The organism is Agrobacterium sp. CNPSo 3708 (assembly GCF_028674915.1).
In the GTDB taxonomy this organism is placed as follows: domain Bacteria; phylum Pseudomonadota; class Alphaproteobacteria; order Rhizobiales; family Rhizobiaceae; genus Agrobacterium; species Agrobacterium cavarae.
The window spans coordinates 157,154-177,269 of the sequence record NZ_JAQZSF010000001.1 but is presented as its reverse complement, the minus strand read 5'-3'; the positions used below and the strand labels follow the sequence as shown (position 1 = coordinate 177,269).

Annotated in this window: 19 protein-coding genes; 7 read left to right on the top strand and 12 right to left on the bottom strand. The window is 59.7% G+C overall.

Features of this window, described 5'->3' with window-relative positions:
- Positions 1-74: 74 nt before the first annotated feature.
- From flgH to flgB, 8 genes are read right to left on the bottom strand one after another with little or no spacing between them, the layout of a single operon-like run.
- A complete protein-coding gene (gene flgH, locus PVA19_RS00800) occupies positions 75-800 on the bottom strand; it encodes a flagellar basal body L-ring protein FlgH (protein WP_062426053.1) in 726 nt (241 codons plus the stop codon).
- Positions 797-1,327 carry a MotE family protein gene (locus PVA19_RS00795; RefSeq protein WP_062426052.1) on the bottom strand — a complete coding sequence of 177 codons (531 nt, stop codon included), beginning with the start codon at positions 1,325-1,327 and terminating at the stop codon, positions 797-799. Before PVA19_RS00795 ends, flgH begins: the two co-directional genes overlap by 4 nt.
- Complete coding sequence (locus PVA19_RS00790) at positions 1,324-2,448, bottom strand: flagellar basal body P-ring protein FlgI (protein WP_062426051.1); 1,125 nt, start codon at positions 2,446-2,448, stop codon at positions 1,324-1,326. The genes PVA19_RS00795 and PVA19_RS00790 overlap by 4 nt, the downstream gene beginning before the upstream one ends.
- Positions 2,445-2,933, bottom strand: coding sequence for a flagellar basal body P-ring formation chaperone FlgA (gene flgA, locus PVA19_RS00785; protein WP_274100879.1), 489 nt, complete (start codon positions 2,931-2,933; stop codon positions 2,445-2,447). The genes PVA19_RS00790 and flgA overlap by 4 nt, the downstream gene beginning before the upstream one ends.
- 17 nt (positions 2,934-2,950) lie before the next feature.
- Positions 2,951-3,739: a flagellar basal-body rod protein FlgG gene (gene flgG / locus PVA19_RS00780; RefSeq protein WP_062426049.1), complete on the bottom strand. Its 789-nt coding sequence runs from the start codon at positions 3,737-3,739 to the stop codon at positions 2,951-2,953.
- An 18-nt stretch (positions 3,740-3,757) separates the two neighbouring features.
- Positions 3,758-4,105 (bottom strand): flagellar hook-basal body complex protein FliE, encoded by a 348-nt coding sequence (locus PVA19_RS00775; protein ID WP_062426048.1) that lies wholly within the window; start codon positions 4,103-4,105, stop codon positions 3,758-3,760.
- Positions 4,105-4,521 (bottom strand): flagellar basal body rod protein FlgC, encoded by a 417-nt coding sequence (flgC, locus tag PVA19_RS00770; RefSeq protein ID WP_062426047.1) that lies wholly within the window; start codon positions 4,519-4,521, stop codon positions 4,105-4,107. The genes PVA19_RS00775 and flgC overlap by 1 nt, the downstream gene beginning before the upstream one ends.
- A 1-nt stretch (position 4,522) precedes the next feature.
- Positions 4,523-4,912 carry a flagellar basal body rod protein FlgB gene (gene flgB, locus PVA19_RS00765; protein ID WP_062426046.1) on the bottom strand — a complete coding sequence of 130 codons (390 nt, stop codon included), beginning with the start codon at positions 4,910-4,912 and terminating at the stop codon, positions 4,523-4,525.
- 196 nt (positions 4,913-5,108) lie between these two features.
- Between flgB and PVA19_RS00760 the strand changes: the two genes are divergently transcribed.
- Positions 5,109-6,881: a hypothetical protein gene (locus tag PVA19_RS00760; protein WP_274100878.1), complete on the top strand. Its 1,773-nt coding sequence runs from the start codon at positions 5,109-5,111 to the stop codon at positions 6,879-6,881.
- 92 nt (positions 6,882-6,973) lie between these two features.
- Positions 6,974-7,873, top strand: coding sequence for a bifunctional methylenetetrahydrofolate dehydrogenase/methenyltetrahydrofolate cyclohydrolase FolD (gene folD / locus PVA19_RS00755; RefSeq protein ID WP_274100877.1), 900 nt, complete (start codon positions 6,974-6,976; stop codon positions 7,871-7,873).
- A 5-nt stretch (positions 7,874-7,878) separates the two neighbouring features.
- On the opposite strand, the gene PVA19_RS00750 is transcribed toward folD, so the two are convergent.
- The gene (locus PVA19_RS00750; RefSeq protein ID WP_440598479.1) at positions 7,879-9,027 is read right to left on the bottom strand and encodes a LacI family DNA-binding transcriptional regulator; all 1,149 of its coding nucleotides are present in this window, start codon (positions 9,025-9,027) and stop codon (positions 7,879-7,881) included.
- 154 nt (positions 9,028-9,181) lie between these two features.
- On the opposite strand from PVA19_RS00750, the gene PVA19_RS00745 reads away from it, so the two are divergent.
- The 5 genes from PVA19_RS00745 (at position 9,182) to PVA19_RS00725 (ending at position 15,618) form a co-directional block, all read left to right on the top strand.
- Positions 9,182-10,543 carry an ABC transporter substrate-binding protein gene (locus tag PVA19_RS00745; RefSeq protein ID WP_274100876.1) on the top strand — a complete coding sequence of 454 codons (1,362 nt, stop codon included), beginning with the start codon at positions 9,182-9,184 and terminating at the stop codon, positions 10,541-10,543.
- Between the two features lie 96 nt (positions 10,544-10,639).
- Positions 10,640-11,653, top strand: a complete 1,014-nt coding sequence (locus PVA19_RS00740; protein ID WP_274100875.1) for a carbohydrate ABC transporter permease — start codon at positions 10,640-10,642, stop codon at positions 11,651-11,653.
- A 1-nt stretch (position 11,654) separates the two neighbouring features.
- Positions 11,655-12,815, top strand: a complete 1,161-nt coding sequence (locus PVA19_RS00735) for a carbohydrate ABC transporter permease (RefSeq protein ID WP_274100874.1) — start codon at positions 11,655-11,657, stop codon at positions 12,813-12,815.
- Positions 12,816-12,852: 37 nt separating this feature from the next.
- Positions 12,853-14,508, top strand: a complete 1,656-nt coding sequence (bglA, locus tag PVA19_RS00730) for a beta-galactosidase BglA (protein WP_274100873.1) — start codon at positions 12,853-12,855, stop codon at positions 14,506-14,508.
- Positions 14,509-14,529: 21 nt separating this feature from the next.
- The gene (locus PVA19_RS00725) at positions 14,530-15,618 is read left to right on the top strand and encodes an ABC transporter ATP-binding protein (RefSeq protein ID WP_144621702.1); all 1,089 of its coding nucleotides are present in this window, start codon (positions 14,530-14,532) and stop codon (positions 15,616-15,618) included.
- Between the two features lie 215 nt (positions 15,619-15,833).
- On the opposite strand, the gene PVA19_RS00720 is transcribed toward PVA19_RS00725, so the two are convergent.
- From PVA19_RS00720 to pgl, 3 genes are all read right to left on the bottom strand, one after another.
- Complete coding sequence (locus PVA19_RS00720) at positions 15,834-17,195, bottom strand: metallophosphoesterase (protein ID WP_144621701.1); 1,362 nt, start codon at positions 17,193-17,195, stop codon at positions 15,834-15,836.
- Positions 17,196-17,489: 294 nt separating this feature from the next.
- Complete coding sequence (gene edd / locus PVA19_RS00715) at positions 17,490-19,307, bottom strand: phosphogluconate dehydratase (RefSeq protein ID WP_274100872.1); 1,818 nt, start codon at positions 19,305-19,307, stop codon at positions 17,490-17,492.
- Between the two features lie 109 nt (positions 19,308-19,416).
- Entirely contained in the window at positions 19,417-20,115 is a 699-nt protein-coding gene (gene pgl / locus PVA19_RS00710; protein ID WP_274100871.1) for a 6-phosphogluconolactonase, read from the bottom strand.
- Position 20,116 lies beyond the last annotated feature (1 nt).

The following is a 20,116-nucleotide window of genomic DNA, read 5'->3' as shown; positions in this document are numbered from 1 at the left end:
AGAAAACCTCATCCGCCATGTCGAACGCCTCGCAAGATCGTGCCGCGATTTATCAGCATCGCATTTCGAGCGTCTTAGATCGGCGAGAAGAGGTCGACGACCTGCTGCCCCACCGGTGGCTGCTGCACTTCCATGATGCGTCCGCGACCGCCGTAGGAAATGCGGGCCTCCGCGATCTTCTCGTAGGACACGGTATTCTCGGAATTGACGTCCTGCGGCCTGACGATACCTGCGACATTGAGAATGCGGATCTCGTGGTTGACGCGCACTTCCTGCGAACCGCTGATCAGCAGGTTGCCGTTTTCCAGAATGCCGGTCACAACCGCTGCGACGAGGAGCGTGAGCTTTTCCGCGCGGTTGATGGAGCCCTTGCCATTGGCTTCGCTGTCATTGTCGAAGCTTAAAGACGAGTCCGCCTTCGGCTTCCAGCCAAGGATTTCCGCATCTGCCTTCCAGCCGGTCTTTCGGTTGTTCTTGCGGCTGCGGTCAGTCTGGTTGTCGAACGACGCCTTGTCGTTAATCTGGATGTTCACCGTCAGAATGTCGCCGATATTGAGGGCGCGCGAATCCTTGAAGAGCGCCGCCTTGCTGTCGCTCCAGAGCGAATAGCCGCTTGCCGTGTGAAGCGGCTGCTTCGGATAGGATGCCAGCTGCGGTGCCTGGTTGAATTGCAGGCCGCTGCCGATCGGGCTCATTGCGGGCGCGTTGCCGATTTCCTTGAGGGTCTGGTTTTCCGTGACGCTCTGGCACCCCGTGAGGATGCTCGCGGCTGAAAGGGCGAGAATGAGCGCTTTGTTCATGACGGATCTCTTGATGTGGTTTTATCGGTCGCGCTGGCCATGATCGAAGCGACGGTCGCCGCTTTCTTCGCGTTCATTTCGCTGAGGATCAGCCCGGATTGGCGCGGTGGCAGTTTCATTATGATGGCCGCAGCCATTCCCGGGTCGAGTTCCTGAAGCTGGGGAGCAGCCGCATCCGCCTTCATCGTCTTGTAGACTTCGACGAGGTTGGTTTCTGCCTGCTTGAGGAAGTCGTTACGGCGTTGCAGCCAGTCTTCATACTCGGCCTTGCGGGCTTCCAGAATGGCAACACGTTCGTTGATGTCTTCCTGAAGCTTCTCGAGATCCTGCTTCTGCATCAGATAGCGCTGGTCGCGCGCCTGATCGACGATGTTGGTGCAGTATTGCTGGATTTCCTGTCCGCTGGTCTCGCCGGTGGTGACGCGCACCTGCTCCTGCGCACGCGCCGAAGGAAGCGAACCAGCGACCACGAAGAGTGCCAGAAGAACGCGTTGAGGCGTAAAGATCTTGGAGATGGCGATCGTCATTGTAGTACCAATTCTGCCTGGAGCGCACCTGCGGACTTGATGCCTTGGAGGATGGCGATGATGCCGTCCGGTTTGACGCCGATATTGTTGAGACCCGCCACCAGCGACCGGAGGCTTGGACCTTCGAGGATAGCAACCGGGCCACCGCTCTTCATGGCCTGGATGTCGGTCTGCTCCTGCACCGCGGTTTGTCCGCGTGAGAAGGGCGCTGGCTGCACGACCTGCGGCATTTCGGTGACCTGTACCGTCAGCGTGCCGTAACTGACGGCAACCCTCGATACTCGGACATCTGCACCGATGATGATCGTGCCGGTCCGTTCGTTGATGACGACCTTCGCCGGCGTATCGGTTTCCACCGCAAGGTTCTCGATGCTCGCCATCAGGCGGGTAAGATCGGCTGTGCGGGGCTTCTGGATGTAGACGACCTGAGAATCGCGCGCCTCGGCGATCGGCTCGTTGTAGGAGGTGCGGGCGTAGTTGTTGATCGTATCGGCAATGCGAATGGCGGTGGAGAAGTCCGGGTTTCTCAGTTGCAGGACGAGATTGACGGAATCCTTGAACTGCGAGGGAAGCTCGCGCTCGATGATCGCGCCGCCTGGGACGCGGCCGGCCGTCGTTACACCTTCCGTCACCTGTGCCGCCTGACCGCCAGCGTTGAAGCCGGAGACGATGACGGAGCCTTGAGCAACAGCGTAGATCTGGCCGTCTGCGCCGGACATCGAGGTCATGATCAGCGTTCCGCCGCGAAGCGAAGAGGCGTCGCCAAGCGAGCTGATATTGACGTCCAGCCTGCTGCCGGGGCTTGCGAAAGGCGGCAGGTTGGCAGTCACCATGACGGCCGCGACATTCTTGGAGGAGGTCTGGTTGCCCTGCATCGAGATGCCGAGGTTTTGCAGCATCGCCCGCATCGACTGCTCGGTAAAGGGCGAGGCACGCATATTGTCGCCGGACCCCTGCAGGCCGACGACAAGACCATAGCCGATCAACTGGTTTTCACGCCCTGACTGGAGTGACGCAATATCTTTCACGCGCGCCATCGTCTGGGCGAAGCCTTCCGGGGCGGCTGCGAAAAAAGCCATTGCCGCAACAGCCGCGGCGAAAAAACGCTGACGAAAACTCATTTTTGGAAAACCTCCACGGTCCCGTCGAGCTTCGCCGTTCCGCTCACCGTCACGCCGGTGTCCTTGTTGCGCACGCGAACGATATCGCCGGCCATGCCGTCTTCAATGGCAACGCCGGAGGCCGAAAGGTTCATGCCGTTATTGTTGTAGGTGATGCGCACTGCAGCGCCGCGTTCCACCGCATAAGGGTCGCGCAGGTCGCCGCTCGGAATGGTCCGCCCGGCAACCAGTGTCCTTTTGGAGACCTTGCCCACCACTTCCTCGATCGACTGCGAGTAGCCGGGAGCGATGTTGGGGTTGGTGACGGGAACTTCCGTCACCCGGCCTTGGGTGATGATCTCGCCCGAAAGAATCGTGACCGTGGGGACGACAGCGAACTTCTGCTGCGACATGGCACCGTGCGGAGCGCACATCGCAAAAGCGAGTGCCAACGCGAACGTCACCTTGTAACCTTGAACAGGCATGATTTTCGGGCGGAACTTCATGTTACCCTACCTTCCACTTATTTTAGGTTCTGACTGACGATCTGAGCCATCTGGTCGGCGGTGGTGATGACCTTGGAGTTCATCTCATACGCACGCTGGGCGGAAATCATGTCGGTGATTTCCTTGACCGAATCGACGTTGGACCCTTCCAGATAGCTCTGCTTCAGATAGCCGAAGCCAACCGACTGAGGCGTTCCGTCGACAGCCGCACCCGAGGCATCCGTCTGGGCGAAGAGGTTATCACCGAGCGGACGCAGACCGGCTTCGTTGGCGAAGTTGCTCATCGTCAGCTGACCGACTTCGGTCATCTGGTTCGACTGGCCGATACGCACCGAAACGATGCCGTCGTCGGTGATCTTGGTTTCGGTCGAGTCGGTCGGGATGGTGATGGCCGGCAGAACCGGGTAACCATCCGTCGTCACCAGACGGCCGGTCGAATCCATGTTGAACGCGCCTGCGCGGGTGTAGAGCGGCGCGCCGTCCGGACCTTGCACGCGGAACCAGCCCTTGCCGACGATGGCAAGATCGAGCGTGTTGCCCGTCTGGGACACAGGTCCCTGGATGTGCAGCTTGCGCACGGCAGACGTCTGCACGCCGAGACCGATATTGGCGCCTTCCGGCACCATGGCCTGGTTGGCGCGGTTCATCACGCCCTGTGCACGCTCGGTCTGGTAGAGCAAGTCAGTAAATTCGGCACGGCCACGCTTGAAGCCGGTGGTGTTGATGTTCGCGATGTTGTTCGCGATGACCTCAAGGTTTGTCTGCTGGGCATCCATGCCCGTTGCTGCGATTGCTAGAGCTCTCATTTCTTAGGTCCTCACGGGTCAAATCTGCATTTTAACGACATCGAGATAGGCCGAAACGAGCCTGTCTCTGAGCGCAACAGCGGTCCTCAGGGTCTGGTCGGCCTGCATGACGGCATCGACCACTTCGCGGGTATTGGCCTTGCCCTGCATGCCGGCAAAGGACATGGCTTCGCTGTTCTTGAGCGAATCGACGGCATCCTGCGCAACGCCGCCAAGAACGCTGGCAAATGTCGGGCCAACCGTCGCGGTTGTGGCCGTGGTGACGGCGGCACCCGCAAGCGAGGTCAGGCCACTGGCAATGCCCTTGATGCTGTCTGTCGCGGAGTTGTTGGTCAGCGATTTGATGTTGCTGATAGATTCGATCATCACTGAGCCTTCAATAGGTCGATGGTTGAGGAAATCAGATCACGCGTCTGCTTGATGACCTGGAGATTGGCTTCGTAACTGCGGTTGGCTTCGCGAAGGTCGGCCATCTCGATCAGCATGTTGACGTTTGGCAGCTTCACCACGCCTTTTTCATCGGCCGCCGGGCTGTCCGGGTCGTATTCCTCGATGAAGTTGGAGCGGTCGTAGCCAAGCTTCTTCACCTCGACGAGGTTGGTCCCCGACGCGCGATCCAGCTCATTGGCAAATGTAATCGTCTTGCGGCGATAGGGGTCGGCCCCTGGTCCGTCGCCTGTCGTGCGGGAGTTGGCGATGTTTTCCGAAACGATGCGCAGGCGCGTTGCCTGTGCTTCCATTCCGCTGCCGGCGATCTTCAGCGAGGTTGATAATGAGTCCATCTTACTTGCCCACCGCGGTCATCATCATGGAGTGGAAGGTGCGAACGAGCTGCGTGTTCAGCTCGAACTGACGCTTGATTTCGCCCGTCTTCGCCATTTCCGTTGAAAGCGAAACGGTGTTGCCGGATGCCTGAACACCGATTTCATTGTTCAGTGGAGCGTCCCTCAGGCCGATCTTGCCAGCGCCGGTCACGCTCATTTCCATATGCGCCGGGTTCGTGCGCGCCATCTGCATGCCAGCCGTCTTCAGTTCGGTTTCGAACGGAACGACTTCCTTGGCGCGATACTGCGGCGTGCTCGCATTGGCGATGTTCGTGGCGACAACTTCCTGACGGATTGAAAGCCACTCGGCCTGCCGGGAGGCCAGCGCAAACAGCTGAATGGGCTGCATGACAATTCTCCGTGTTTAATCTGCCTCCGGTCTAGACCCACAATCTTGCGCGGGACTTACCCGTGGGTCGGGCACTCATTTGGTGGGCGTCACTTCCACAATTCGCCGTGGCATTAACCATTTGTTTGCCATGGCGCTTTAGATTTCATTGATATTTCCGCCAGACGGACGGCTCTTACATCCCTGCGGGTTCGCAATGGCTCTTCATACGCAAACACATGTCGGTTCGGTTACGGAGCAGGCTGCGACAGGCAGATGGCGGCGTGTCGTCGTGCCCGCGGCTCTCGTTCTGATGTTCGCGACAGCGGGTGCTATCCTGCCGTCCGCATTCCTTCCATCGCCGTCTGCAGGATATGTCTCGCACGCCGTCGTCAGAGTTTCAGCCCCAGGCGGGAGCCCAGTCGATACCGGCCGGGTGGCTGCGTCCATGCAGCAGAGCCTGCTGTCCCCGGTGGCCCTCACGCTTGCCATTTCAGAGCTGAAGCTCAAGCCTGGCGATGTTACGGGCATTGTTGAAGAGGGACGCCTCGCCATGCTGGCGAACCTGCTTTCAGGCGACGTGCAGCCAGCAACCCCCGTCAACGCCATCGAAGACGCGCTTCGTCAGTCCGTCAAGATCACCTCGGCATCGAAGACGGACATCGATGTCGGTGTTACCGCCGCAACGCCTAAGGCCGCAGAGCGGATCGTCGATTATCTCGCTCGCCAGGTCGTCAAAGGCGTGGGCGGCGATCATGCCGAACCCGCCTTGCAAGCGGTGGAAAAAGCACGCACCGCGCTCGACGCGGCGGAGGGCGCCCTGACCGGATTTCAGATGCGCCACGGCAACGATATTGTCTCGCGTATCCAGGGCCTGCAGCAATCGCTTCACGAGGCGGACGCAACGATTGCGGCTTTGGGTGAGAAGGAGCACGACCTCGCCCAGGCTGTGACCAAAGTCTCGGCGATGAAGACGGACGATGTGCTCACGAAGGCACTGCCGCCGCTTCCCGTCTTCGAAACTCTCGCGCCCGTCAGAGACAACTACACCACTGCAAAGCTTGCGCTTGACGACGTCAATGTCGATCACGGACCGAAACACCCGCGCACCATTGCGGCCCAAGGCGCTGTCGATGCCGCAAGATCTGCCGCCATGCCGGCTCTGCGCCGTGCGCTGGACGGTGCCAAGGCGGAGTTGAAGGACGTTGCCGCCACGCTTGACGCTGAGACCCGCGCGAAAGCCGTCGTTGAAGAACAATTGCGCGCTATGGGTAATGCACCGGAAGAGCTTGCCAAGCTGGAAACGGCTCTCGAAAAAGCCCGGCGCGATTATCTTGCAGCAAGCGAAAAGGCCGGTCCCTTCGCAGCACCGACCGTGACGGCCGCGATCGCGAAGCCCGCATCACCCGCGGTGCTGCAGGAAGAGGGTATTCTGCCGCAGATGATACCTGGCGCGATGGCAGCCGCCGGCGCTCTGGTGGGAGTACTGCTCGCGCTCTTCCTCATCAGCTTCCGCCGCACGGAGACGCAGGACCGGGTCGGGGCCGCCATTCAAATGGCAATAGAGGCGGAGACGGCTTTCGAGGCAACCCCTGCAAAGGTTGAAGCGCATGATGAGCGGTTCGAGATCGAGCCGGACATCTTCCATGATCTGGTCGAGGACGATGTCGAGCCCGTCTACGCCAGCGAGCGCTACGATGTGACCGAAAACGATACGTGGGAATACGATCTCCACGATGAGCCTGCCAATGATATCCCGCTCGATGAACGTGTCCGCCAAGTCCTACTCGCCAACCGCGTCCGGTATGCGGAGACGGCGCAAAAGGAGGATGGCTTCCGTCTGCCGCCTTTGCTGGCCGCCGCTTTGGAAGGCAAGGCAGACCATGCACAGGCCGAAACGGACGAGCTACGAACGCTTCGACAGGAACTCGCTTTGCTCAAGCAAAGATTGAACGGCTTTGTCGAAGACGACATGCGGCGTCGCGGCTGATCCACTGATTTTCCCTTGCAATCTGTAGCTTCGCGCAGCATTAGGGGTTTTACCCCTCAAGGCTGGTTTGCGGGTTCTCAGGAGGCAGGCATATGGTGGTTGTGATCGACGGCAAGGCCAAGGCGGCATCCGTGACGGATGCTGTGCGAGACGCGGCTGAGCGTCTGGAGAATGAGACCGGCAAGAAGCCTGGTCTCGCTGTCGTCATCGTCGGCGATGATCCTGCAAGCCATGCCTATGTGAACTCCAAGAGCAAGATGGCCAAGCAATGCGGTTTCAACTCGGTCCAGCATACGCTGCCGGAAGAAACGACACAGCAGGAGCTCGCAGTCCTGGTCGCAACGCTGAATGCGGACGCATCGATCCACGGCATTCTCGTTCAGTTACCGCTTCCAAAACACCTCGATTCCGACCCGATTATCCAGTCGATTCTGCCGGAAAAGGATGTCGATGGTCTGAGCGTCTTGAATGCCGGAAAGCTCGCTGTCGGCGATCTGAAGACAGGCCTGCTCTCCTGCACCCCGGCCGGTGCCATGCTTCTGGTTCGCAGCATCCATGGGGATGATCTGTCCGGCCTGAACGCCGTGGTAATCGGTCGTTCCAACCTGTTCGGCAAGCCGATGGGTCAATTGCTGCTCAACGCCAACGCAACGGTGACGATGGCGCATTCGCGCACCAAGGATCTGGCCTCCGTCTGCAAGTCCGCCGACATTCTGGTTGCCGCCGTCGGGCGCGCGCAAATGGTGAAGGCCGATTGGGTCAAGCCCGGCGCTACCGTCATCGATGTCGGCATCAACCGCATTCCGGCACCCGAGAAGGGCGAGGGCAAGTCCAGGCTCGTCGGCGATGTGGCGTTCGAAGAGGCAAGTGCGGTCGCTGCGGCCATCACGCCTGTCCCGGGCGGCGTTGGCCCGATGACGATTGCCATGCTGATGGCCAACACGGTGATCGCTGCGCACCGCGCGCTCGGCAAAGACGCGCCGACGTTCTAATCCAGTTACCGAGGGGCGGGCCCGGTGGAGGCGCGCACCACCAGTTCCGCTTTCCAAAGCTCGTGAAACGGCTCATTTTGCCCGGTCTTGATCTGGGCAATCAGCCGTTCGGCAACGCGCATGCCTGCTGCCCGAAGCGAAGACCGTGTCGTGGTCAGCGGCACGGAAAAGTTCACCGGTTTCAAGAGTGGCAGCACGTCGTCATGGGCGATGAGGGAAATATCCCGCCCGGGACGCAGGCCCCGCTGGTTGAGCGATCGGATGGCGCCGAGCGCAAGTGCGGTGGAGGCACAGAGAACGGCGGTCGGCTGTTGCTGCTGGTCGAGCAGCCGTTCCATCATCAAGAACCCGGCCTCGTCGGTCATCACGCTGTGGCTGACCTTGTCAGGATCGAGTGAATGGCCCTGAGCGGCCAATGCCGCTTCCACACCGCGGTAGCGACGGAAGGTAAAGTCATAACCCTCCGGCCCATTGATCAGCGCGATGTTTTCATGGCCGAGTTGGAGCAGCAGCGATGCGGCGTCATGAAAGGCGCCCTCATTGTCGACATCGAGAAAGGGGTAATCCGGCTCGATCCCCCAGGAGCGGCCATGCACCATGAAGGGGATCGACAGGCTCTTCATCATCGCGATGCGACGATCGTTCTTTTTCATATAGGCGAGATAGATGCCGTCCACCGTGCCATTGGCGGCGAGATCCTGCAACGCTTCGTCCTCGTCACGCGGATCGGTCGGCATGATAACCAAGTGAAATCCGTTTCTCGCCGAGACCTCCCCAAGCCCGTTGAGGAACTCCCCGAAGTGAACGTCGGATTGATGTTCTGCACCCGTGGGCATCACGAGACCGATGGAGCCGACCTTGCCGGTCGCCAGCCGCTGCGCTGCCGCGTTGGGTCGATAACCGTTCTGGCGCGCCGCCTCGATGATCTTGCGGCGCGTCTCGGCATTGACTTCGGGATAGCCGTTCAAGGCGCGGCTGATCGTCGTCTGAGAGATGCCAAGCAACTGCGATAGTTGTTTCAGATTCATGCCCAGCCTCCCTCTGCTGCTCAAGCCTGCGGACTCTGGAAAGGGACGGCTCCTCCACCGTCTCCAAACCGCTTTGAAGGCTAGCAAGTGTTGGAGCGCTAGACAATTCAAAAAACTCTGCTGCAGCGCAAATACAGTCTCCCGCACAGCAAAAGAGGACCAAATTTGGGATGATCATCAACCCTCTTGACTCCGAGCAATTCTCAATGAGATGAATAGGCAGCCAAAGCGCTTTGAAAAGACGCGCCGAAGCCGATTAATGTGATGGGAGGTAGATCACATGAAAAAAATATTTTTAACGACCGTTGCCGTAGCCACGCTTCTGTCGGGCGCATCCTTTGCCGCCGAACTCAAATTCAAGCCGGGTGAAGACAGCAAGTTCAACTGGAAGAGCTACGAAGCCTTCAAGGCCGCCAATTCCAGCCTAAAGGGCGAAACGCTGACGATCTTCGGACCGTGGCGCGGCGAAGACGAAGCGCTGTTCCAGTCCGTGCTGGCCTATTTCGCCGATGCGACCGGCGTCAATGTCCGTTACTCGTCTTCGGAGAATTACGAACAGCAGATCGTTATCGATACGCAGGCTGGCTCGCCGCCAAACGTCGCGATCCTGCCGCAGCCTGGCCTTCTCGCTGACCTCGCCGCCAAGGGACTTCTCACTCCGCTCGGTGACGAGACGGCAAATTGGGTGAAGGAAAATTACGGCGCAGGCCAGTCCTGGGTCGATCTTGGCATGTACAAGAACAAGGACGGCAACAAGGCCTATTTCGCCTTCCCGTTCAAGGCCGACGTCAAGTCGCTGGTCTGGTACGTTCCTGAGAACTTCGAGGAAGCCGGTTACAAGGTGCCGGAAACCATGGAAGATCTCGTCAAGCTCAGCGACCAGATCGTTGCCGATGGCGGCACGCCATGGTGCATCGGTCTCGGCTCTGGTGGCGCGACCGGCTGGCCGGCAACCGATTGGGTGGAAGACTTCATGCTGCGCACGCAGCCGCTCGATGTCTACCAGAAGTGGACGACGAACGAGGTGAAGTTCAACGATCCGCGCGTCGTCGCCGCCATCGAGGAATTCGGCAAGTTTGCCAAGAACGACAAGTATGTTTCGGGCGGTGTTGCCGCTGTTGCCTCTACCGACTTCCGTGACAGCCCGAAGGGTCTCTTCGACATTCCACCGAAGTGCTACCTGCACCGTCAGGCTTCCTTCATTCCATCCTTCTTCCCCGAGGGAACGAAGGTCGGAACGGATGTCGACTTCTTCTACATGCCGACCTTCGCTTCCAAGGCAGATCTTGGCAAGCCGGTTCTGGGTGCTGGAACGCTCTTCACCATCACCAAGGATTCCAAGGCTGCGCGCGCGCTCGTCGAATTCCTGAAGACGCCGATCGCCCACGAAGTGTGGATGGCGCAGTCCGGCTTCCTGACACCGTTCAAGGGCGTCAACAAGGACGCCTATGCCAATGATCAGGTGAAGCGTCAGGGCGAGATTCTGACGACGGCCACCACCTTCGGCTTCGACGGTTCCGACCTCATGCCCGGCAAGATCGGCGCTGGCGCGTTCTGGACCGGCATGGTCGATTATGTCGGCGGCCAATCTGCCGAGCAGGTCGCCAACGATATCCAGAAGGCCTGGGACGGCTTGAAGTAATCCTCAGATCCAGCCCGGCAGTCATCGCTGCCGGGCTGTCATCGATAGAACGGCGCGGGAAACGCGCCGAATATAAGTAAGATCGGGGAGGGAATGATGATCACGCAAATCGTATCCGCGCTGGGTGTCGTTATTGTCGGCGTCTTTGCCTGCGCCGCCTATTACTGGCTGTCGGACAAGGCGTTGCAGCTTATTTTTCCGGTGCGGGACGGCGATGTCATTCATGCGTCGCGAAATCTCAACCGGCGCGCCGCCATTCGTCCCTGGCTCTTCGTCGGACCGGCCCTGCTGCTGCTTGCCGTCTATCTTGTCTACCCGGTCGTTGCGACCTTTATCCTGTCTTTCTACGATCGGACAGGAGCCAATTATGTCGGTTTCTCCAATTACGTCTGGGCCTTCTACGACGCCGGTTTCCGCCAGTCGATCTTCAACAACATTCTCTGGCTTGCCGTCGTCCCCGCCGCTTGCACCTTTCTGGGCCTCGTCATCGCGGTCATGACCGACCGCATCTGGTGGGGCAATATCGCCAAGTCCATCGTCTTCATGCCGATGGCGATCTCCTTCGTCGGCGCCTCCGTCATCTGGAAATTCATCTATGAGTATCGCGGTGAGGGCCAGACGCAGATCGGCCTTCTCAATGCGCTGGTGGAGTTCTTCGGCGGCAATCCGCAGGTGTGGATTTCCATGCCCTTCTGGAACAACTTCTTCCTGATGGTCATCCTGATCTGGATCCAGACCGGCTTTGCCATGGTCATTCTGTCGGCAGCGCTTCGCGGCATTCCGGAAGAAACCATCGAGGCGGCGGTCATCGATGGCGCCAATGGCTGGCAGATTTTCTGGAAGATCATGGTGCCACAGATCTGGGGAACCATCGCGGTCGTCTGGACCACCATCACCATTCTCGTCCTCAAGGTCTTCGATATCGTCCTGACCATGACCAATGGCCAGTGGAACACCATGGTTCTCGCCAACCTCATGTTCGACTGGATGTTCCGTGGCGGTGGCGATAGCGGGCGAAGTGCGGTCATTGCGCTCGTCATCATGGCGGCCGTCACACCGATCATGATCTGGAACATCCGCCAGGCGAACCGCGAGATGGAGGGCCGTTGATATGAACATCGCAACCCGTCTGCGCCGTATCGGCCTGCCCCGCCTCATCGTTCACGCCAGCGTCCTCTTCATCGTTCTGCTCTGGCTTCTGCCGACGCTCGGCATTCTCGTCAGCTCGCTGCGAGACAAGGACCAGATCGTCGTTTCCGGCTGGTGGACGGCCTTCTCCAGCTCCAACCAGACGCAGGCGCTGCGCCTTGGCGATCCATCGACCCAGACCCAGCAGGGCGATCGCTTCGTCATTGCCGGCAACGTCTTCGGTGAAGGCAAAAGCGGCCATGTTTCGGCCTACGGCGTGCGCGTTCAGGAACCGGCCGCCTTCAAGGCCGGGACGCCCGCCGATCTCGGTGATGGCGAAACGCTTCAGCTCAACGAGGACGGTAGCTATCAATATAGCAAGAATGCCAGCTTCGAAGGATCGCGCGCAAAACGCGTCTATGTCGTGGTTTCCACGCCACCGATCTTTACGCTCGACAATTACCGCACCGTTCTCCTCTCCGAAGGCATCGGCCAGTCCTTCGTCAATTCGCTGACGGTCGCCATTCCTGCAACGATCATCCCGATCCTGATTGCCGCTTTTGCTGCCTACGCGCTTTCATGGATGCGCTTCAGCGGTCGATCCTTGATGATTGCACTGGTCGTCGGTTTGATCGTCGTTCCGTTGCAGATGTCTCTCATTCCGTTGCTGCAACTCTACAATTCCATCGGCAACATATTCGGCATACCGTCCAAGACCTATGCCGGGATCTGGCTGGCGCACACCGCTTTCGGTCTGCCGCTCGCCATCTATCTGTTGCGCAACTATATCTCCGGTCTGCCGAAGGAAATCATTGAGAGCGCCCGTGTGGATGGCGCCAGCGATTTCGAGATTTTCGTCAAGATCGTGCTGCCGCTCTCCTTCCCGGCGCTTGCCTCCTTCGCCATCTTCCAGTTCCTCTGGACGTGGAACGACCTTCTCGTCGCCATGGTCTTCCTCGGCACGCAGAAGGATGAGCTGGTGCTGACCGGCGCATTGAACGCGCTGCTCGGTTCGCGCGGCGGCAACTGGGAAATTCTCACCGCGTCGGCCTTCGTCACCATTATCGTGCCGCTCTGCGTCTTCTTCGCGCTCCAACGCTACCTTGTGCGCGGCCTCTTGGCCGGCTCCGTCAAGGGAGGCTGATCGAACCATGAATGCTTTCAATCAACAGGACACTACCATGACCGCGACCGTTTCTTCTGCCCTTACTCCGGACAAGGATTGGTGGCGCGGTGCTGTGATCTATCAGATCTATCCGCGCTCCTATCAGGACTCCAACGGCGATGGCATCGGCGATCTGAAGGGCATCACCTCCAGGCTTGAGCACATCGCCAATCTCGGCGCGGATGCGATCTGGATTTCGCCGTTCTTCACCTCGCCCATGAGGGACTTCGGCTATGACGTGTCGAACTATGTCGATGTCGATCCGATGTTCGGAACGCTCGCCGATTTCGACGGTCTGATTACAGAGGCCCATCGCCTGGGCATCCGGGTGATGATCGATCTGGTTCTGTCGCACACCTCCGACCAGCATCCCTGGTTCGTTGAAAGCCGCTCCAGTCGCAGCAACCCGCGCGCCGACTGGTATGTGTGGAGCGATGGCAAGCCGGATGGCACGCCGCCCAACAACTGGCTCTCGATCTTCGGCGGCTCCGGTTGGCAGTGGGACCCGACCCGCATGCAATATTACATGCACAACTTCCTGACTTCCCAGCCGGATCTCAACCTGCATAATCCGGAAGTGCAGGAAGAGCTGCTGAACATCACCCGCTTCTGGCTGAAGCGCGGCGTCGATGGCTTCCGTCTCGATACGATCAACTTCTACTTCCACGACAAGGAATTGCGCGACAACCCGGCACTTGCGCCGGAACGCCGCAACGCCTCCACCGCGCCTGCGGTGAACCCCTACAACTTCCAGGAACATATCTACGACAAGAACCGTCCGGAAAACCTGGAATTCCTCAAGCGCTTCCGCGCCGTACTGGATGAGTTTCCGGACATTGCCGCCGTCGGCGAAGTCGGTGACAGCCAGCGCGGTCTGGAGATCGTCGGCGAATATACATCCGGCGATGACAAGATGCAGATGTGCTATGCGTTTGAATTCCTGGCACCGGATGCGCTGACCCCCGCCCGCGTTGCAGAAGTTCAGGCAGCCTTCGCTCAAGCAGCACCTGAAGGCTGGGCCTGCTGGGCTTTCTCCAACCACGACGTCGTGCGCCATGTGACCCGCTGGGGTGAGACGGTCGAGGACAAGGACGCCTTTGCCAAGGTGCTTTCGGCTCTGTTGATGACGCAGCGTGGCTCTGTCTGCATCTATGAAGGCGAGGAGCTTGGCCTGACGGAAGCCGATATCGCCTTTGAAGATCTCCAAGACCCCTACGGCATTCAGTTCTGGCCGGAATTCAAGGGTCGCGACGGCTGCCGCACGCCGATGGCTTGGGATGCCGGCCACGCGCAGGCGGGCTTTTCCACCTCGGATAAGACCTGGCTTCCCATTCCTGCCGAACATAAGAAGCGCGCGGTCAGTGCGCAGCAGGGCAATGAGGCGTCCGTTCTCGAGCACTATCGTCGCTTCCTCGCCTTCCGCAAGCAGCACCCGGCGTTCGCCAAGGGCAAGATCGAGTTCCAGGACGCGGATGCGACCGTCTTGAGCTACACCCGCACACTTGGCAACGAAACCGTGCTTTGCCTCTTCAACCTTTCGGCCGTGCCAGCAACGGCAAAGGTGCCGGATGGCGAGTGGAACGAGCTGGAAGGCCATGGCTTTTCGGCCGAACGGAATGGCACAACCGTAGAACTTCCGGCATGGGGCGCGTTTTTCGCCCGCCACGCGTAACACCATAGGGAGGAGCACCGCATGACTGGCCTTATTCTCAAGGGCATCCGTAAATCCTACGGTGAGGTGAAGGTCCTGCACGGGATCGACCTCGATATCAAGCAGGGCGAGTTCATCGTCTTCGTCGGCCCGTCCGGCTGCGGCAAGTCGACGCTGTTGCGTATGATCGCCGGTCTGGAAGAGATCACCGGCGGTGAAATGTATATCGACGGCCAGTTGGTCAACGAAATCCCGCCATCACGGCGCGGCATCGCCATGGTCTTCCAGTCCTATGCGCTCTACCCGCATATGACGGTCTACGACAACATGGCCTTCGGCATGAAGATCGCCAAGGAAAGCAAGCAGGAGATCGACCGCCGCGTTCGCGCTGCTGCCGAAATCCTGCAGCTCACGCAATATCTGGAGCGCCTGCCGAAGGCGCTCTCCGGCGGTCAGCGCCAGCGCGTCGCGATTGGCCGCGCCATCTGCCGCAACCCCAAGGTCTTCCTCTTCGACGAGCCGCTCTCAAACCTCGACGCGGCCTTGCGTGTCGCGACCCGCATCGAGATCGCCAAGCTCAGCGAGAAGATGGCCGATACCACCATGATCTACGTGACGCACGATCAGGTGGAAGCCATGACGCTAGCAGACCGGATCGTGGTATTGAATGGCGGCCGCGTCGAGCAGGTGGGAGAACCGCTGGAGCTTTACGAGAACCCCGCCAACCTTTTCGTCGCCCGCTTCATCGGCTCCCCGGCCATGAACATCATTGCCGGCACAGTGAAGGCGACCGGCGAAACTACCACGCTCGATCTCGCGGCCGGCAAGACACTCGTCGTGCATATTCCGACGCCATCGGGCGAAGAAGGCAAGGCAGCATCCTTTGGCGTGCGTCCGGAAGACTTGTTCATCGCCGACGGCGACGATTATCTGTTCGAGGGCAAGGTGTCGATCGTTGAAGCGCTGGGTGAAGTGACGCTGCTCTATCTTGAGGCACCCGCGGGTGAGGAGCCGGTCATCGTCAAGATCCCAGGCATTGCACCGGTGAAGAAGGGTCAGACGCTGCGCTTCTCCGCGCCACCGGAAAAGCTTCATCTTTTCGATGCGCTGGGAAAAACCTACCGCCGCTAACTCAGCTGGCGTGGTTGCAGCTCACGCCGTCAGGACATAAAAAAAGTGAGAGCAAATCAGTTGCCGCGAGGCCGCTTGAATTGCGCTCACTCTCTACGTGTGTCTTAGAGCGTTCTTTGGACGCACAAAAAACGCTCTGTCTTCTTTGATAGACGCATCGTGCTTTCCGAAAATCGATCCGACTTTCGGGCCGATGCTGTAAAGCTCGCCGGCGATCAGCTGAGCCCCGTAAGAACGGTCTGTTTCAACTTCACATCGGGCACTTCGCTGAAGGTCAGATCGTCACGGCCGAAATAGGATTTCTGATTGGTGGCCGACCAGTCGTTACAGACGAGCTTGTAACGGTCTTTCGCCGCAGGATTGTCCGGCATCGCATAGAGATAGTCGCCGGTGCGTTTGGCCAGTGGAATATCGCCATCCTGATTGCAGCGGCTCAAAATCTGCTTCAGCACCTCACCATCGACCTCGGTGACCATCAACTTGCCCTCGAAGCGCAGGCATGCGTTGAAATCGTAGCGGCGGATTTCCCCCTTCGGCAACCCAGCACCAAAAGAGGTATGGCCGATAAAGCCGACATCCGCACCGGCCTTTGCGGCAATAAGCTCGGCCACCTGACGACCCGCCTCATCGACCGTCATGGCACTCGTCGTTTTGGCGACGGTTTCCCGTTCCTCCGGTGTCAGATGCTGAGCGAGCGTCTTTTCGATCAGCGCGCCGAGAGCAAGGGAGGGTTTCGCACTGCGATCGATCGCCACCGTTTCTATGGTTGCGGCCTGGCCGGGGCCTGGAATGCTAGCAACCGCCATCGACGTGCCCCAAGAGCCGGTATGGACATAGCGTGTGGCGCCAGCTTCATGCACGAAGTTCAGGTGGTCGTGACCACCCACCACAAGCGTTCCGTCCGGCAGCAGAGGAAGGATGTCGCGGTCCGCCACCACACCGGCATGGCTCATCACGATGTTGATCGCATCCGGCTTGACGATCTCGGGAAGATTGACCTTTGCCCAGTCCACGGGCTGGGGAATGGTCAGCGCCTCGCGCGTCGCCTTCGGATAGGTGTTGATGGCGTTGGTGGCGAGCCCGGCCACAACGACCTTTTGTCCGCCAATCTCGAATGTCTTGCTCGCCGGCGCGTAAGGAGCACCGCTCCGCTTGTCGATGATGTTGGAAAGGACGGTGACTCCCAGCCCTTCAGCGCGGCTGACGAAATGGGCAAGGTCGCTATCAATATCCGGCTCGTGGTTGCCGATATTCACGACGGTAGGTGAGAGTTTCGCGAGGTCTGCGAGGAAGCTCCACTCGATCTCGCCTTGAGACCGCATCGCGACCGTATTACCGCTTTCGAACAGATCGCCATTCAGGAGAATGATGTGTGGGCTTTTCTCTGCGGAAATGCGCGTCTCGATCGCTGCCAGAAGCTGGCCCATGCGCTCATAGGCGGAGTGCAGGTCGGAGATGATGATGGCGCGCAGGGGAGCCTGCTGGTCGGCGGCTGCCGGTAAACGCAGTAGCGGCAGCATGGCAGTTCCGGCCATGAGCTTCAGCGAATTACGGCGTGTGCGTGAGAAAATCGTCATACTTGGCCCCGTCATGTCAGACTGCGCCACCGCCCCCACGGCTGGCTGCACAGGCCCTATAGGGCGATCATCACAGCCACATGACAGCAGAGGCGCTAGCCTTCACGTCAATAGGGGAGAAATGGAGAGGGGATGTCAAGGCATGATGCTGGAGCGCCCTTCGTCCTTTTGGACGCGCGAAGGACGCTTCTTCTTTCAAGCCACGCAGGGTGCTTTTGCGAAACTCGGTCTCGAGTTTCGCGCCGCTTTTGTCGCGGCATCGCGGATGCCCCAAACGGACCGCCATTGGTCAGATCAATGGAAGACGCTGGCGCCCTGGTCTGCGGTTCCGGCATTGCGACGGAACGGCGCGAAAAGCTCGCGGCCCATGCCCCACTCATTGCCGGAGAGATCGGCCCGCGCAGGTTCGCGCTTGGACAACTCCGCTGCCGACACCAGAACCTCGAGCGTGCCTGAGACCGCATCGAGACGGATGATGTCGCCATCGCGAATGAGCGAGATCGGCCCGCAATCGGAGGCTTCCGGCGTGACGTGAATGGCGGCGGGCACCTTGCCCGAAGCGCCAGACATACGGCCATCGGTAACGAGCGCCACCTTGAAACCGCGGTCCTGCAGCACGCCGAGCGGCGGGGTGAGCCGGTGCAGTTCCGGCATGCCATTGGCCTTCGGTCCCTGGAAGCGGACGACGGCGATGAAGTCGCGGTTCAGCTTGCCATCCTTGAAGGCATCCTGCAGTTCCTGCTGGTCGTGGAAGACGATGGCAGGGGCTTCGATAATGTGACGCTCTGGCTTCACTGCGGAAATCTTGATGACCGACTTGCCGAGATTGCCGGTCAGCATCTTCAATCCGCCGGTTGGCTGGAACGGTGTTTCGATGCGGGAGAGAACCTTCGGATCGTGGCTCTCTTCGGGTGCTGCTTGACGCTGGATGGCGCCGTTTTCACCAAGCTTGGCATCGATCGTATAGGCCTCAAGTCCGTGACCGAAGACGGTGCGCACATCATCATGCACGAAGCCCTGTTTCAGGAGCTGCTTGATGAGGAAGCCCATGCCGCCGGCCGCATGGAAATGGTTCACATCCGCAAGCCCGTTCGGGTAGACGCGGGCGAGAAGCGGCACGATGTCGGAAAGGTCGGAGATATCCTGCCAGGTCAGAATGATCCCGGCGGCCCGTGCCATGGCAATCAGGTGCATGGTGTGGTTGGTGGAACCGCCTGTCGCATGCAGGCCGACCACGCCGTTGACGACGGAGCGCTCGTCGATCATCTCGCCGGCAGGGGTAAATTCGTTGCCCTGTGCTGTGATCGCCAGCGCCCGCCTCACGGCTTCCTTGGTCAGCGCATCACGCAGTGGCGTGTTCGGATTGATGAAGGAGGAGCCGGGCATATGGAAGCCCATGATCTCCATCAGCATCTGGTTGGAATTGGCGGTGCCGTAGAAAGTGCAGGTACCAGGACCGTGATAGGACTTGGACTCGGCCTCCAGCAGTTCCGCACGGCCCACCTTGCCTTCCGCATAAAGCTGGCGAATGCGCGACTTCTCGTCATTCGGAAGGCCGGTCGTCATCGGTCCCGCGGGAATGAAGACGGCTGGCAGATGGCCGAAGGTGAGTGCTGCGATCACCAGACCGGGTACGATCTTGTCGCAGACGCCGAGATAGACGGCAGCATCGAACATGTTGTGTGACAAGCCGATGCCGGCCGCCATGGCGATGGCATCGCGGGAAAACAGCGAGAGCTCCATCCCGGGCTGGCCCTGCGTGACGCCGTCGCACATGGCAGGCACTGCACCTGCCACCTGCGCAATTCCGCCTGCCTCTTTCGCCGCATCGCGAATGATCTGCGGAAAGATCTCGTAAGGCTGGTGGGCGGAAAGCATGTCGTTATAGGCAGTGATGATGCCGAGATTGGGAATTCGATCGCCGGCAAGGATGTCCTTGTCGGCGGGGGAACAGACGGCAAAGCCGTGGGCGAGGTTGCCGCAGGACAGAGTGGAGCGATGAACGCCCTTGGAGATCTGCAGCCGCAGCCGCTCGAGATAGATTTCGCGATAGGGTTTCGAACGTTCAACGATGCGGGCGGTAATGTCCTGAACGCGTGAGTCGGCAGCCATGGGCTTCATCCTGTCCTTCTGTTGAGCGTCGGCCACAGGCTTGGGAGACCGGACCGACGATCATGTTTCATTCAAATGCCGGGCACCGCCGCCGCATGAATACGGGACGTTATGGCGCCCAGTAGATATTCACCGTCGAATCCGCACGGTTCAGCACGGAGCGGATCGGCATTTCGTCCTCATCGAGATCGGACTGTGCCTTCGCGAGCGTTTCCTTCTTCGCCGCACCTTCGATGTGCAGCACCAGGAAACGGGCGTCGTGAAGCGCTGCAAGGTTGAAGGTCAGCCGTTCCTCACCGGCATTTTCCGCAGCCATGGTCAGCACGGTGCGCGGCTCATCGAGATCGAGCGCTTCCTCGAGGTTGTCGCCGCCGGGGAAGAAGGAGGCGGTATGTCCGTCGGTCCCCATGCCCAGAATGACGATGTCGAAGGGGTCACAGATATCGGCGGTTCTTGCGGTTGCCAGCGTTGCCGCATCTTCAGGTGAGGCGGCAGACTGATAAAGCGGCACGAAATAGGCCGTCTTTGCTTCGTTCTGCAAAAGGTTCTCGGCGACCAGCTTGTGGTTGGAGCGGTCGTTATCCGGCGGCACGAAGCGTTCATCGACCAGCGTGATGCTGACGCGCGGCCATTCCAGCTGATGCTTGGAAAGCGTCTGGAAGAACAGTTTTGGCGTAGAGCCACCGGAGACGGCCATGCTGGCCGCCCCGCGTTCTTCGATGGCCGCTTTCAGGTGCGCAGCAACATCGCCTGCGAGCTTTTCGGCCAGTTCCGGACCGTCCTTGAAGATGTGCATGTTGGGTTCCATC

What these genes read in the sequence shown, in the direction of transcription:
- PVA19_RS00720 (WP_144621701.1), bottom strand. Translation starts at nt 17,195, where the DNA reads ATGACGATTTTCTCACGCACACGCCGTAATTCGCTGAAGCTCATGGCC.
- PVA19_RS00735 (WP_274100874.1), top strand. Translation starts at nt 11,655, where the DNA reads ATGAACATCGCAACCCGTCTGCGCCGTATCGGCCTGCCCCGCCTCATC.
- flgB (WP_062426046.1), bottom strand. Translation starts at nt 4,912, where the DNA reads ATGCAGCCCATTCAGCTGTTTGCGCTGGCCTCCCGGCAGGCCGAGTGG.
- edd (WP_274100872.1), bottom strand. Translation starts at nt 19,307, where the DNA reads ATGGCTGCCGACTCACGCGTTCAGGACATTACCGCCCGCATCGTTGAA.
- PVA19_RS00795 (WP_062426052.1), bottom strand. Translation starts at nt 1,327, where the DNA reads ATGACGATCGCCATCTCCAAGATCTTTACGCCTCAACGCGTTCTTCTG.
- folD (WP_274100877.1), top strand. Translation starts at nt 6,974, where the DNA reads ATGGTGGTTGTGATCGACGGCAAGGCCAAGGCGGCATCCGTGACGGAT.
- flgA (WP_274100879.1), bottom strand. Translation starts at nt 2,933, where the DNA reads ATGAAGTTCCGCCCGAAAATCATGCCTGTTCAAGGTTACAAGGTGACG.
- PVA19_RS00740 (WP_274100875.1), top strand. Translation starts at nt 10,640, where the DNA reads ATGATCACGCAAATCGTATCCGCGCTGGGTGTCGTTATTGTCGGCGTC.
- bglA (WP_274100873.1), top strand. Translation starts at nt 12,853, where the DNA reads ATGACCGCGACCGTTTCTTCTGCCCTTACTCCGGACAAGGATTGGTGG.
- PVA19_RS00790 (WP_062426051.1), bottom strand. Translation starts at nt 2,448, where the DNA reads ATGAGTTTTCGTCAGCGTTTTTTCGCCGCGGCTGTTGCGGCAATGGCT.
- flgH (WP_062426053.1), bottom strand. Translation starts at nt 800, where the DNA reads ATGAACAAAGCGCTCATTCTCGCCCTTTCAGCCGCGAGCATCCTCACG.
- flgG (WP_062426049.1), bottom strand. Translation starts at nt 3,739, where the DNA reads ATGAGAGCTCTAGCAATCGCAGCAACGGGCATGGATGCCCAGCAGACA.
- PVA19_RS00760 (WP_274100878.1), top strand. Translation starts at nt 5,109, where the DNA reads ATGGCTCTTCATACGCAAACACATGTCGGTTCGGTTACGGAGCAGGCT.
- PVA19_RS00775 (WP_062426048.1), bottom strand. Translation starts at nt 4,105, where the DNA reads ATGATCGAATCTATCAGCAACATCAAATCGCTGACCAACAACTCCGCG.
- pgl (WP_274100871.1), bottom strand. Translation starts at nt 20,115, where the DNA reads ATGGAACCCAACATGCACATCTTCAAGGACGGTCCGGAACTGGCCGAA.
- flgC (WP_062426047.1), bottom strand. Translation starts at nt 4,521, where the DNA reads ATGGACTCATTATCAACCTCGCTGAAGATCGCCGGCAGCGGAATGGAA.
- PVA19_RS00725 (WP_144621702.1), top strand. Translation starts at nt 14,530, where the DNA reads ATGACTGGCCTTATTCTCAAGGGCATCCGTAAATCCTACGGTGAGGTG.
- PVA19_RS00745 (WP_274100876.1), top strand. Translation starts at nt 9,182, where the DNA reads ATGAAAAAAATATTTTTAACGACCGTTGCCGTAGCCACGCTTCTGTCG.